General features: G+C 67.0%; 13 protein-coding genes. 3 read left to right on the forward strand and 10 right to left on the reverse strand.

Annotation, left to right across the window (positions count from 1 at the left end; all coding sequences use genetic code 11):
• Positions 1–280: 280 nt before the first annotated feature.
• The 5 genes from rodA to VIR62_RS08235 are packed head-to-tail and all read right to left on the reverse strand — an operon-like array spanning position 281 to position 5,776.
• Complete coding sequence (gene rodA, locus VIR62_RS08215; RefSeq protein WP_431870288.1) at positions 281–1,396, reverse strand: rod shape-determining protein RodA; 1,116 nt, start codon at positions 1,394–1,396, stop codon at positions 281–283.
• Positions 1,393–3,312 carry a penicillin-binding protein 2 gene (gene mrdA / locus VIR62_RS08220; RefSeq protein ID WP_431870289.1) on the reverse strand — a complete coding sequence of 640 codons (1,920 nt, stop codon included), beginning with the start codon at positions 3,310–3,312 and terminating at the stop codon, positions 1,393–1,395. Before mrdA ends, rodA begins: the two co-directional genes overlap by 4 nt.
• Positions 3,309–3,824 carry a rod shape-determining protein MreD gene (mreD, locus tag VIR62_RS08225; RefSeq protein ID WP_431870291.1) on the reverse strand — a complete coding sequence of 172 codons (516 nt, stop codon included), beginning with the start codon at positions 3,822–3,824 and terminating at the stop codon, positions 3,309–3,311. The genes mrdA and mreD overlap by 4 nt, the downstream gene beginning before the upstream one ends.
• Entirely contained in the window at positions 3,821–4,717 is an 897-nt protein-coding gene (mreC, locus tag VIR62_RS08230; protein WP_431870293.1) for a rod shape-determining protein MreC, read from the reverse strand. Before mreC ends, mreD begins: the two co-directional genes overlap by 4 nt.
• A gap of 18 nt (positions 4,718–4,735) precedes the next feature.
• Positions 4,736–5,776: a rod shape-determining protein gene (locus VIR62_RS08235; RefSeq protein WP_431870294.1), complete on the reverse strand. Its 1,041-nt coding sequence runs from the start codon at positions 5,774–5,776 to the stop codon at positions 4,736–4,738.
• A 147-nt stretch (positions 5,777–5,923) separates the two neighbouring features.
• Between VIR62_RS08235 and mutL the strand changes: the two genes are divergently transcribed.
• Positions 5,924–7,678, forward strand: a complete 1,755-nt coding sequence (gene mutL, locus VIR62_RS08240) for a DNA mismatch repair endonuclease MutL (RefSeq protein ID WP_431870297.1) — start codon at positions 5,924–5,926, stop codon at positions 7,676–7,678.
• Positions 7,679–7,680: 2 nt separating this feature from the next.
• Positions 7,681–8,241, forward strand: coding sequence for an SAM-dependent methyltransferase (locus VIR62_RS08245; RefSeq protein WP_431870299.1), 561 nt, complete (start codon positions 7,681–7,683; stop codon positions 8,239–8,241).
• Here the strand turns inward: VIR62_RS08245 and VIR62_RS08250 are convergent.
• Genes VIR62_RS08250 through miaA form a run of 3 tightly spaced genes read right to left on the reverse strand, consistent with a single transcriptional unit; the run spans position 8,238 to position 10,719 of the window.
• Entirely contained in the window at positions 8,238–8,798 is a 561-nt protein-coding gene (locus tag VIR62_RS08250) for a GNAT family N-acetyltransferase (RefSeq protein ID WP_431870301.1), read from the reverse strand. The two genes, VIR62_RS08245 and VIR62_RS08250, sit on opposite strands and share 4 nt — an antisense overlap.
• A complete protein-coding gene (gene ilvC / locus VIR62_RS08255; RefSeq protein ID WP_431870302.1) occupies positions 8,795–9,781 on the reverse strand; it encodes a ketol-acid reductoisomerase in 987 nt (328 codons plus the stop codon). Before ilvC ends, VIR62_RS08250 begins: the two co-directional genes overlap by 4 nt.
• A complete protein-coding gene (gene miaA, locus VIR62_RS08260; protein ID WP_431870304.1) occupies positions 9,781–10,719 on the reverse strand; it encodes a tRNA (adenosine(37)-N6)-dimethylallyltransferase MiaA in 939 nt (312 codons plus the stop codon). The genes ilvC and miaA overlap by 1 nt, the downstream gene beginning before the upstream one ends.
• Here miaA and serB point away from each other — a divergent pair.
• Positions 10,718–11,599, forward strand: coding sequence for a phosphoserine phosphatase SerB (serB, locus tag VIR62_RS08265; protein ID WP_431870305.1), 882 nt, complete (start codon positions 10,718–10,720; stop codon positions 11,597–11,599). The genes miaA and serB overlap by 2 nt on opposite strands.
• Here serB and VIR62_RS08270 read toward each other — a convergent pair.
• Complete coding sequence (locus tag VIR62_RS08270; RefSeq protein ID WP_431870307.1) at positions 11,596–11,853, reverse strand: hypothetical protein; 258 nt, start codon at positions 11,851–11,853, stop codon at positions 11,596–11,598. The genes serB and VIR62_RS08270 overlap by 4 nt on opposite strands.
• Before the next feature lie 140 nt (positions 11,854–11,993).
• Positions 11,994–12,917 carry an SPOR domain-containing protein gene (locus tag VIR62_RS08275; protein ID WP_431870309.1) on the reverse strand — a complete coding sequence of 308 codons (924 nt, stop codon included), beginning with the start codon at positions 12,915–12,917 and terminating at the stop codon, positions 11,994–11,996.
• Positions 12,918–12,977: the final 60 nt, after the last annotated feature.

A 12,977-nucleotide genomic window follows, 5' to 3' on the forward strand; every position in this document is an offset into this window, starting at 1 on the left:
TGAAGCTCGAAGTCGCGAAGCGCGGGCGGACCGACGCTGTTGCTCACCGGTGCCGGCGGCGCAGCCTGCTGCGCATGGACCGGCGCGCTCAGGATCACCGATCCGAGCGCGGCCAGCAACAGCCCCCGACCCATTTTCACCATCGATTCTTCATTTGTCCCGCACGCGATTGCCAGCGCCTAAGCCCTTGGCTTGGCGCGAGTCCATCCTTTCTTTCCCAAATGCGACAAGGTGGATGAACCGGGGGTTTAGGGGCGCCCGCTCCGGCCCGCCATCAAAATCAGAGGCGGTGCCGCTCGCGCCGGTTGTTCCTGTCGATCGACATCAGCATGCCCAGGCAGAGCATGACGGTCAGCATCGCCGAGCCGCCGTAGGAGAAGAGGGGGAGGGGGATGCCCACCACCGGCGCCAGGCCCATCACCATCAGGAGGTTGATCGCGAAATAGAAGAAGATGGTCATGGTGAGGCCGGCGGCGGCCAGTCGCTCGAACCGGTCCTTGCTCTCGAGCGCGACGGTCATGCCCCAGCGGAACAGGAGGGCAAAGCACAAGATGAGGAACAGGCCGCCCATCAGCCCCCATTCCTCCACCATCGCCGGGAAGATGAAATCGGTATGCTGCTCGGGAAGGTAGTGGAGGTGGCTTTGCGTGCCGTTGAGATACCCCTTGCCGAAAAGCCCGCCCGATCCGATTGCGATCTTCGACTGAGTGATGTGATATCCGGCGCCCAGGGGATCGTCCTCCGGGTTGAGGAAGATCAGCACCCTTTTCTGCTGATGCGGCATCATGAAGAAGGTGTAGACGATGGGAATCATCGCCGCGACCGCCAGTCCGCCGCCGATGAACAGCCTGAGCGGCAGCCCGGCGAGGAACATGACGGTGAGCGCCGAGAAGAGCAGCAGCAACGTCGTGCCGAGATCAGGCTGGAGCAGGATCATAACGCTCGGGACGATGGTGAGCAGCGCCGGCGGCCAGATCGCGCTCCATTTGCGGATTTCGCCGGTCGGCAGGCCTGCGTAGAAGCCGGCCAGGATGAGCACAATGACAGGCTTCATCAATTCCGAGGGCTGCAGCTGGAAAACGCCGAGATCAAGCCAGCTCTGGGCGCCGCCCCCCACCACGCCGATCAGTTCGACGACGATCAGCAGGACGATGATAAGTCCGTAGGCGGGATAGGCCCAGTCGCGAAAGGTTCGGGGTTGGAAATAGGAAAGGACTATCGCGACGGCGAGCAGCGCGACGAAGCGGACGAAGTGATTGAGCGCCCACGGGCTGAGCGATCCGCCGGCCGCCGAAAACAGTGTCATTCCCCCGAACAGGCCGATGGCGAGGACGAGGAAGATGAGCTTCCAGGGAAGCGCTGCGATCGGGGCCGGGACGAGGGAGCTGCCGATCATGCCACGCCTTCTCCGGCTCCGGCGGCCTTGTTCGCGGCCTGGGTGGCGAGCCAGCGGCGCTCGTCACGCTTCATCCGCTCGGCGATGTTCCCGCCCCAGCCTTCCTCGAGCGCGGTCAGGGCGTCCATCGCCTTCTGCTTGTCGAACAGCCAGGTCAGCACGTCCTTCGCGACCGGCGCCGCGGCGCGCGATCCGCCCATGCCGTGCTCGATCACCACCGAGGCGGCGTAGCGCGGATTGTCGGTGGGCGCGAAGCAGACGAACAGGCCGTGATCGCGGTACTTCCAGTCGCCGCCCTGGCCGCGCTGGCCGGCGCTGATGCGGCGGACCTGGGCGGTGCCGGTCTTGCCGCCCATCTGGATCCCCTCCAGCGGTAGCCGGCTGCGCCCGGCCGTGCCGGCGCCGTTCACCACTTCCCACATGCCGTGGCGAACCTTCTCGAAATGTTCGGGCGGCATGTCGAGGGGCTGAGCCGGCTTCTCGCGTCCACCGACGAGGATCGGCTGGACGTTTCGGCCCGAGGCGATCCGCGCGGCCATCACGGCGAGCTGGAGCGGATTGACCAGCACATAACCCTGGCCGATCACCGCGTTGAGGGTGTCCGACCGGGTCCATTCCTGCTTGTACTTGCGCAGCTTCCAGGCGCTGTCGGGGACGGTGCCATAGCTCTGGGAGACGACGGGGAGGGGATATTCCTCGCCGAGGCCGAGACGGCGGGCCATGACCGCGATCGCGTCGTAGCCGATGCGGTTCCCCATCGAGTAGAAATAGGTGTTGCAGCTCCGGGCTATGGCGGTGTGCATCGTCATCGACCCGTGCCGGCCGAGGCAGCGGAAGAAGCGGTTGCCGAGCTGGTATCCGCCGCCGCAATAGACCCGTTCCTCCGGATCGATGCCGGCGCCCAGCAGGGCCATGGCCGCCATCGGCTTCACCGTCGATCCCGGCGGGTAGAGCGAGCTCAGCGCCTTGTTGACCAGCGGCCGGCGTTCGTCCTTCGACAGCATGTTCCATTCGTTATGGCTGATGCCGTCGGAGAAGCTGTTTGGGTCGAAGGAGGGCATCGACGCCATGCACAGGATGTCGCCGGTGTGACAGTCCATGACGATGACGGAGCCGGATTCGTCGCCGAGGCGCCGCGCGGCGAAGGTCTGGAGTCCGGCGTCGATCGCCAGCGGCAGGGTCGCGCCGGGCTTGTCGGAAACGGTCGAAAGCTCGCGCACCAGCTTGCCGCGCGCCGTTACCTCGAGCCGCTTGGCGCCCGGCATGCCGCGCAGGCGATGTTCCATCGTCTTTTCAAGACCATCTTTGCCGATCTTGAAACCAGGAGTGATGAGGAGGGTATTCTTTTCCTTCTCATATTCCTCCTTGTTGGCGATGCCGACATAGCCGACCAGCTGGCCGACCGCGGCGCCGTCCGGATAGAAGCGGCTGAACCCTCGCGTCGGTGACACGCCCGGCAGCTCGGGCAGGCGGAGAGTGACGGCTGCATATTTATCGAAGCTCAGATTTTCGGCCACGGGCACCGGCTGATAGCCGGCGGCACGGTCCAGATCCGTGCGGATACGCTGGATTTCCTCGGGCGGGAGCTGGAGGAGCTTGGTGAGCTGAGCGATGATCCAGTCCGGCTGCTCGAGCTGGTCGGGGATCAGGTCGACCCGATAGTCGCTGCGGTTGATGGCGATCGGCTGACCCGCGCGGTCCACGATCCATCCGCGCCTCGGCGGGATCAGCACCATCTGGAACCGATTGCTCTCCGACAGCAACTTGTAACGCTCATTCTCGGCGATGGAGAGCCAGGCCATGCGGCCGGCGAGGAGAGCCGCGATTCCGCCCTGCAGCCCGCCCAGCACCAGCGCGCGCCGGGTAAAGGTGTAGGTCTGGCTGTTCTCAGTGACGAGGGGAACGCGCCGATTCATCGCGACAGTCGCCATCTGTCGAGACCGAGGACGATCCGGGCGACCAGCGGAAAGGCAAGGACCGACGCGCCGAGCTGCGGCGCCATTACGGCGAAGGCAACGCTGCTTCCCATCAGCTGGCCGATCAGCCAGCCGCTCCACACATAGAAGAGGATCGCCAGCGCGGCGAAGAACCAGTCCATCCAATAGTCGCGGAAGAGGACGCGGCTGTCGAGCAGGTCGAACGCGAGGAAGGTAATCGTCCACAGCGCCATCGACTGACCGATCGGATGGCCCGCCAGGAGATCATTGAGCAGTCCGAGCGGGAGCGCCGTCGTCGCCGACCACATTTCGGGCCTCAGCAGCCGCCATGCCACCAGGGTCAGGAAGGCGAAATCGGGCAGGATCGGCGAGGTCACCACGATTGGCAGCACGGTCAGCAGGCAGGCGGCGATGGTCGAGGCGATCGGAACATAGCGCCGCCGCCAGCCCGCCATGCGGACATCGCCTTGGGTGAGCGCTATCCGGCTCATCGCGACGCGCTCGCCGGCACGGAGCGGGCCGGGGTCAGCGGTTCTCCGGCCGCCGGCTCGTAAAGAGTCTGCACCACCGCGAAATCGATGCGTGCGGGATCGGCGAGCGGACGGGCGATGGTCCTGTCGCGGTCGGCGGTGACGACCATGGCGACCGGGATGTTGGGTGCATAGATGCCGCCGGTGCCCGAAGTCACGAAGATGTCGCCCCGCTTGAAGGGATTCTCGCCCAGCTCGAGCGGCTTCACCTCGATCGTCCCGTCGCCGCGGCCGGTCGCCATCGCCGGCGTGCCGTCCCTTGCCAGCTGGACCGGAACGTTGCTCGCTCCATCGGTGAGGAGGAGGACGCGCGAGGCGAACTGGCCGGTTTCGACGATTCGGCCGACTAGTCCTTCGGGCGCCCGGACCGGATAGCCGATCTGGACGCCGTCGCCTCGGCCGGCAGCGAGCGTCGCCAAGCGCCGGCTAGATTCGAACGATGAGGAAACGATGCGGCTCGTGGTCACCTCGTCGGTCAGGTCCTGCGTGAGCTTCAAGAGCCGCTTCAGCCGCTGGTTCTCGAGCTCGATCGCCCGCGCTTCCACGATTTGGTTGTGAGCGGCCTCGAGCTCCCGCTTCAGGTCGTCATTCTGCGACGCGGCCAGGAAATAATTGCTGACCATATCGCCGCTGTTGGTGACGCCGCGGATGACGCTCCGGCCGGCGGAGCTGATCGGGAGAGTCGCGTCGAGCGCGGCCCCGCGGAGCACATTGAAGCCCTTTGGGTCGAGGATGGCGACGATCAGCAGCAGAACGGCGAACAGGACTCCGCCGACGGCCACGACATAGCCGATGAACAGTCCATATTGCGCCCTGCGGGAAAATCCGGGGCGCCGGGTCGATGGCGGCGCCATGGTCGCGTCCCGCCCCGACTAGGCCGTCGTGAGGACGCCGCGGAAGATTTCCTCTTCCAGCGCCCGGCCAGTCCCCAGCGCGACGCAGGTCAACGGATCGTCGGCGACGGTGACGGGGAGGCCGGTCTCGTCGCGCAGCACTTCGTCGAGACCCTGCAACAGCGCGCCGCCGCCGGTGAGGACGATGCCCTGGTCGACGATGTCGGCGGCCAGCTCCGGCGCGGTATTCTCGAGCGCGATGCGGACGCCCTCGACGATCGTGCCGACCGGCTCCGAAAGCGCTTCGGCGATCTGGCGCTGATTGATCGTGATTTCCTTGGGAACGCCGTTCACCAGGTCGCGGCCCTTGATATGAACGGTAAGGCCGTCCCCGTCCGCCGGTGGCTTGGCGATGCCGACCTGCTGCTTGATGCGCTCGGCCGTCGCTTCGCCTATGAGCAAATTGTGGTTGCGGCGGACATAGGAGGAAATGGCCTCGTCCATCTTGTCGCCGCCGACGCGCACCGACGTAGTGTAGGCTAGGCCGCGGAGAGAGAGCACGGCGACTTCCGTCGTGCCGCCGCCGATGTCAACGACCATCGATCCGATCGGCTCGGTCACCGGCATGTCGGCGCCGATCGCGGCCGCCATCGGCTCCTCGATCAGCCACACCTGCGACGCGCCGGCGTTGGAGGCGGCGTCGCGAATCGCACGGCGCTCGACCGACGTCGAGCCCGACGGGACGCAGATCACGATCTCCGGCCAGCGCGGGAAGCGGCGCTTGCCATGAACCTTCTGGATGAAATGCTTGATCATCTGCTCGGCGACGTCGATGTCGGCGATGACGCCGTCGCGTAAGGGGCGAATCGCCTCGATCTGATCGGGAGTCTTGCCCATCATCAGCTTGGCGTCGTCGCCCACGGCCTTGACACGCTTGACGCCGTTGATCGTCTCGATCGCCACCACCGACGGCTCGTTCAGGACCACGCCTCGACCGCGCACATAGACGACGGTGTTCGCCGTCCCGAGGTCGATCGCCATGTCGTGGGACGGGAACTTCAGAAAACGGAAAAATGACATAGTGGCAGGGTCTCGCTTCCTCGGAATCGCGGCGCCGGGCCGAGGCCGGTTCCGCCAGTATCGCCTCTATAGGGTGCCCCCGCGCGCCGCGTCCACAAAACAGTTAACGCCTCGCGGGAGCGCGCCGATTGGTCTAGAGCCTTGTCCATGTCAATACGCCGTCTTCCTGAACATCTCGTCAACCGCATCGCCGCCGGTGAAGTGGTCGAAAGACCGGCCAGTGCGTTGAAAGAATTGGTGGAAAACGCGATCGACGCCGGCGCGACGCGGATCGCGATCTCGCTATCGGGCGGGGGCACGGACCGGGTCGAGGTCAGCGATGACGGCTGCGGCATGAGCCCCGCCGACATGGCCTTGGCGCTCGAACGCCACGCCACCTCCAAATTGCCCGGCGACGCGATCGAGACGGTCACGACCCTGGGCTTCCGGGGAGAGGCGTTGCCGTCCATCGCCAGCGTCGCCCGACTCAGGATCGAAAGCCGGGTGCGGGGAGAGGACGGCTGGTCGCGCACGATCGACAATGGAAAGCCGGCGGGGGAGGGGCCGGCAGCGCTCCCGCCCGGCACGCGAATCACCGTCGAGGAGTTGTTCGCGAGGGTGCCGGCGCGCCGCAAGTTCCTCCGCTCGACACGGTCGGAATACGGCGCCTCGGTCGACGTGGTGAAGCGGCTCGCCATGGCGCGTCCGGATATCGGCTTCAGCCTCGACCATGACGGGCGCCGCGGCCTGTCGGTCCAGCCGGGCGAGGATCGTCCCGCCCGCGTGGCAGCCCTCACCGATCGCGGCCTAGCCGACAACAGCGTCGCCATCGACTATGAGCGGGGCGTCGCGCGATTGGGCGGCGTGGCCGGCCTTCCCACCTTCAACCGCGGCATCGCCGACCATCAATATCTGTTCGTCAACGGCCGCCCGGTGAAGGACCGCCTGTTGATCGGCGCTGTCCGCGCCGCCTATCAGGACCTGCTCGCCCGCGACCGGCATCCGATCGTCGCCTTGTTCATCGATCTTTCCGGCGAGGAGGTCGACGTCAACGTCCACCCGGCCAAGACTGAGGTCCGATTCCGCGACCCCGGCAACATCCGCGGCCTCATCATCGGTGGCCTCCGCCACGCTTTGGACTCGGCCGGCCACCGCAGTGCTCAGCGTCCCTCCGCGGCGGCGCTCGGCAATTGGCGTCAGGAGTCCGCGCAGCCGATGCGGAGCCCAAGCTTTCCGATGGCGACGCCCGGCCAGACGAATGTGTGGGATCGCCACCAGGATTATGCCGCGCCGCTCCATGCCCGCGCCGAGCCGGCCGTCGAGGCCCCGCCCCAGGCGCGCACCTTCCCGCTGGGCGTCGCCCGCGGCCAGGTCGCCGCCACCTATATCGTCGCCGAAGCCGAAGACGGGCTCGTCCTCGTCGATCAGCATGCCGCCCACGAACGCCTCGTTCTGGAGCGGATGCGTAAGGCAATGACGAATGGCGGCGTCGCCGCCCAGGCGCTGCTCCTCCCCGAGGTCGTGGAGCTCGACGAGCCCGCCTGCGACCGTCTCGAATCGCGCGCGCCGGAGCTCGCCAAAATGGGCCTGGAGCTGGAGCGGTTCGGGCCCCGCGCCATCCTGGTCCGCGCCACGCCAGCCTTACTCGGCCAAGGCGACATCAAGGGCCTCGTCACCGACCTCGCCGACGAGCTCGCCGCCTATGACGAAGCGCTCTCCCTTAAGGAACGCCTCGATCATGTCGCCGCCACCATGGCTTGTCACGGCTCGGTGAGGGCGGGGCGTCTGCTGTCGGTCGCCGAAATGAACGCCCTGCTGCGCGAGATGGAAGTCACGCCCCACTCCGGCCAGTGCAACCACGGCCGTCCGACCTGGGTGAAGCTGGGGCATGGTGACATCGAGAAGCTGTTCGGGAGGAAATAGCGGTGAAGACCCTTCTGACCCTGTTGTTGGCGGCGCTCGCCAGCTGCGCTCCGGCCTCTCCGGAGGGCGCGTCGCAGGGCAGCCTGGCCGTTACGACGCCTCGCGAGCCTGACGTCCGTTACGAGCCTAGCCCTAAGCCGGTGGTTCGGGATATGCTGGAGCTTGCCGAGGTGGGCCCTGAGGATGTGGTCTACGATCTCGGCTCCGGCGATGGGCGGATACCGATCATGGCCGCCGAGGTCTTCGGCGCGCGTGGCGTGGGGATCGATATCGATCCCAAGCGCATCACCGAGGCGGAGGCGAATGCGCGCGAGGCCGGCGTCACCGATCGGGTCAGCTTCCGCAACGAGGACCTGTTCGAAGCGGATTTCAGCGATGCGACGGTGGTGACGCTGTTCCTCTCGGCGGACGTCAATCTGAAGCTGCGACCGATATTGCTCCGCCAATTGAGGCCGGGAACGCGGGTCGTCAGCTACTGGCACGACATGGGCGATTGGAAGCCCGAGCGGACGGTTACAACCGAGCGGGCCAACATTTATCTCTGGACGATTTCGCCGCGCTAGGCCCGCCGCCGTTCCGTCCATTCGCTGGCGAGCAGCGCAGAATAATCGTCGTCGAGCCATTCGCCATGGCACAGGAAGCTCTCGCGAAAATGCCCTTCCTTGCGAAAGCCGAGGGAGCGAAGCAGGGCGGTCGAGGCGTCATTGGCCGTGGCGGCGACGGCCACGAAGCGGTGGATGCCGTGGTCCGCGACGAGATGGTCGAGGATCGCGCCGACGGCCTCGCGTGCATAGCCCTTGCGATGATGAGCGGGCAGGATGCGGTAGCCGAGCTCGACCTGGCGTTCGCCTGGAACCCCGAAGCCGACGCCGACGTCGCCCACCAGAACGCCATCCGCCGCGCGCTCGACGACATATTGGTACCAGGGACCGCCGGGTTCAGTGTCGCCCGGGTTCTTCCGTTGCATGTCGGCGATCATCCCGGCGAGGAATTGCCGGATGTTGGGCCGCAGGCCCGTATACCGGGTCATGTCCGGATCGGACCAGCTCAGCAGGAGCGGCTCGACATCTTCCTCCCGCGCCTTGCGCAGGATCAGGCGGTCGGTGCGGGCGAAGATCATGGCTGTTTCGTCAGGTCGCGCAGTCGCGCCCGCGCCGCCTCTATGGGATGCGCCGCCGCCACGGCTCGCGACGCTTTCAGAAGCGGATATCCGGCCTCAGCATCGGCGATCAAATCCTTGACGAAGCTCCCGTTTCTGACCTCGCGCAGGATACGCCGCATTTCGGTGCGGGTGTCGGCGGTGATGATGCGGTCTCCGCCCTTGAGCGCGCCGAACTCGGCGGTGTTGGAGATGGCTTCGCGCATGTCGGCGATGCCGCGCGCGTGGATGAGATCGGCGATCAGCTTCACCTCTGTGAGGCATTCGAGATAGGCGACTTCGGGCGAGAAGCCAGCTTCCACGAGCGTATCGAAGCCGGCGTGAATCAGCTCAGGGATCGCGCCCCAGAGGACGGCCTGCTCATTGAACAGGTCGGCCTCGCATTCCTCGGCGAAGCTGGTCTCCAGCGTGCCGACCCGGCCGCTGCCCAGCGCCGCCGCATAGGAGAGGGCGAGGGCGCGGGCCGAACCGGTCGAGTCCTTATGGACGGCGAAAAGGGAGATGAGCCCACCGTCCTTCAGATATTCCTCGCGAAGCGCCGTGCCAGGCCCCTTGGGCGCGACCAGGAAGACGTCGAGGTCCGGCCGGGGTTCGATGAGCGCGAAGCGGATGGCGAGCCCGTGGGCGAAGGCGAGGGCGGCGCCTGGGCGAAGGTTCGGCGCCAGTTCCTCACGATAGACCCGGGCCTGCTCCTCGTCGGGGAAGAGCATGACGACGACGTCGGCCCAGCCGGCGGCCGCATCCGGCGTCATGACGTCAAATCCGTCGGCACGGGCGCGTTCGGCGCCGGCGGAGCCGGGGCGGAGGGCGATCCGAAGCTCCTCGACTCCGCTGTCGCGCAGGTTCAGCGCCTGCGGCCGGCCCTGATTGCCATAGCCCAGGATGGCGATCTTCCTGGTCCGGATCAGCCCCGGGTCGGCATCGGCCTCGAAATAGACGCGCATCAGCTTTCCATCTGCCCTTCGAGCCGCGCTAGAGCATTTGCCATGCCCTCGCAATCGAGGGGCTCGCCAAAGCGGGGCCAGTCCGCCGGCGGCTGCCGCGAGAACCAGGTATATTGCCGCTTGGCATATTGCCGGGTCGCAGTTCGGCCTGCTTGCAGCGCGGCTTCCCGGCTGAGCTCGCCCGAAAGGAAGGCCGAGATTTCGGACACGCCGATGGCGCGCATGACCGGAAGGGCGGGGTCCAATCCCCGCGCCAGCAGCGCGCGGACCTCCGACAATCCCTCCTCGCTCATCATTGTCTCGAAGCGCCGGTCGCAGCGCGCGTAGAGCCAGTTGCGCGGCGGTAAGAGGACCAGCGGTACGAGCTGCATGTCGCACGCGATCCCGCCGACCTTCTCCGCCTGCCACTCACCGAGCTGCCGGCCGGTCGATCGCACCACCTCTAGGGCGCGTGCGACCCGGCTGGTATCGCTCGGCCGAAGCCGCGCCGCCGCCGCCTGATCTTCGGTCCTTAGCGCCTCATGAGCCTCCGCAACCGGAAGTCCGCGGACAGTCGCGCGAATGTCGGGGTCGATCGGCGGAATGGGGGCGATGCCATCCAGAAGGGTCCTGACGTACAGGCCGGTCCCGCCGACCAGGATAGGCAGCTGGCCCGCGCCGTGAGCCTCGCATATTGCCGCCTTCGCGTCGGCGGCCCAGGCGGCCGCCGAGCAGGGCTCGGCACCGTCGCGATAGCCATAGAGGCGGTGGGGCGCGCGGTCTTCCTCTTCCCGCGAAGGCCGGGCGGTGACGATCCGAAGATCGCGATAGACCTGGGCGCTGTCGGCGTTGATGACGACGCCCTCGCGCCGCTCGGCCAGCGACAAGGTCAGAGCCGACTTGCCGCTCGCCGTCGCTCCCGCGATAAGCGCCAGCCTCGGTTTTGGAAGGGAATCCATGTTCATCGCCACCCTGATAGCAGCCAGGCGGATTTCGAGCGGCGATATTTCGCTCGCCGAGGATGCCCTGCGCGAGCGGGGCATCGAGCCGATGGGCCGCAGCTGGATCGAAGAGGACAAGGCCTGCGACATCCTCTTTTCGGCCGACCCGACGATCGCCCGCGATGCCTTGGAAGGGATGATCTCAGGAGCCGACCTCGTCGTTCAAGGCGAGGCGGGTCGCCGCAAGCGGCTGCTGGTCGCCGACATGGATTCGACGATGATCACCGTAGAGTGCATCGACGAACTCGCCGATTATGCGGGGCGCAAGGCCGAAGTCGCGGAGATCACCGAACGGGCGATGCGCGGCGAGATCGATTTCACCGCCGCGCTTCGCGACCGGGTCGCGCTTCTCAAGGGACTGGAAGAGGCGGTGCTCGACCGCTGTCACGACGAGCGGGTGCGGATCACGCCCGGCGCGCGGGCCCTGGTCCGCACCATGCGTCGCGAGGGTGCCTATTGCCTGCTCGTCTCCGGCGGCTTTTCGGCCTTCGCGGACCGGGTGGCGGGCGCGATCGGCTTCGACGGCGCCGTCGCGAATACGCTGCTCGTCGAGGAGGGGCGGCTGAGCGGCACCGTGGGCGAACCGATCGTCGGAGCAGAGGGGAAGCTGCAGGCGCTGATCGATGCCGCCGAAGCGCGCGCGATCGAGCTCGGCGAGAGCCTCGCCATAGGCGACGGCGCCAACGACATCCCCATGCTTAAGGCGGCCGGTCTCGGCGTTGCCTATCATGCCAAGCCTAAGGTCGCCGCTGCCGCGGACGCGCGGATCGAGCATGGCGACGTGGGCGCACTGCTGTTCGCCCAGGGCTATGCCCGGAGCGAGTGGGAAGCGAATTAGGCCGCCGGCTGGCTCATGTCGGCGGTGATGGCGGCCAGCGCGAAGGCGACCGAATGCTCGCCGCAGTCGAATCCGATGGCGATGCCGTCGTCGGCGAGGGATTGGACGGTGCCGGCTATGGCTCCCGCCTCGGGATGGTGAAGTTCCACGTCGGCGCCGAGTGGCGGCCGGGCGTTGGTTTCAAGGACGGCGCCGGTTGCGGAAACCTCGCGAAGCGCCGCCGGCATTGGCAGTTCGGCGATCAGAACGCACATCCGCCGGCGCCGCCATCGCGAGGCCATCGCCGAAGCGCCGACATATTGCCGCCTTGCCCCCATCTGCCTTCCCCCGAGCGAATACGCATCCCCGGAAAGAGGCTAGGAGAGGGGAACGAAAAATTCGTTAAGGCGCGAACCTAGGGCGCGACGGTGAAGCAGCCTTGCCCCGCCGCCTTGGCGGCGGCGCAGACCCGCTCCGCCGCGGCCTTGTCGGCGAGCGGCCCGACACGAAGGCGCGTGAGCTTGCCGGCGGATTCGTAGCTGGGCTGGAGGCCTTTCAAGGCCGCAATCTTTGCGCTGGCGGCGGTCCATTGCTCTCGCGCCGACTGGGGGCTGCTGTAGGCGCCGAGCTGAACGCGCCAGCGGCCCGTGGCGGCAGGGGGAGCGGGCTTGGGCGCGACAGGCTTGGGCGCTGAAGGTTTGGCCTGGGCCGACCCGGTTCCGGCCACGCGCGCCGGCTTCGGCGGAGGCGCCTTCGTCACGCTCGCCACGGCGGAGCCCTTTTCCATCTGCCGCGCGAGGGCAACACCCTTCTGGCGGTCGGTTGCGGGCATATATTTGTCCATCTGCGCGAGGCTGTCGGCGGCCGGCGGCAGGCCGGCCGCGGCGGCGCGCGTCATCAAGGCATAGGCGTGTGGCCAGTCCTTGGCGGCGAGGTCGCCGTTGAACAGGGCGGTGCCCAGCACATATTGCGCTCGCGGATCGCCGCGATCGGCGGCTTTCCTGATCCACGACATGGCTTCCGTCCGCTTGCCGGTGTCGAACAGGAGTATGCCGAGGTTCGCCTGGGCCTTTTCATGGCCCTGCTGCGCCGCTTTCTCGTACCAGCTTTGCGTGATCCTGAGGTCCTTGGGCACGCCTTTGCCGAATCGGTAGGCCTGGCCCATGTTGAACTGCGCGTCGGCATCGCCCTTGTCGGCGAGCGGCCGCCATTCGGCGATGGCGGCACTGTAGTTGCCGGCGTTCCAGGCATCGACGCCGGCCTTGACGTCGGCGGCGGCCGGCGTCGCGCCGAGCCATGCCGCGGCCGCGGCAATGAGAATGTGCCGACGATGGTGCATCTGATAACCTCCCCCAAGGCATGAAAGCCGAGGCGGCGGCCTAGCGGCTTATCCTTAAGA

It is taken from the genome of Allosphingosinicella sp., from assembly GCF_036570505.1.
In the GTDB taxonomy this organism is placed as follows: domain Bacteria; phylum Pseudomonadota; class Alphaproteobacteria; order Sphingomonadales; family Sphingomonadaceae; genus Allosphingosinicella.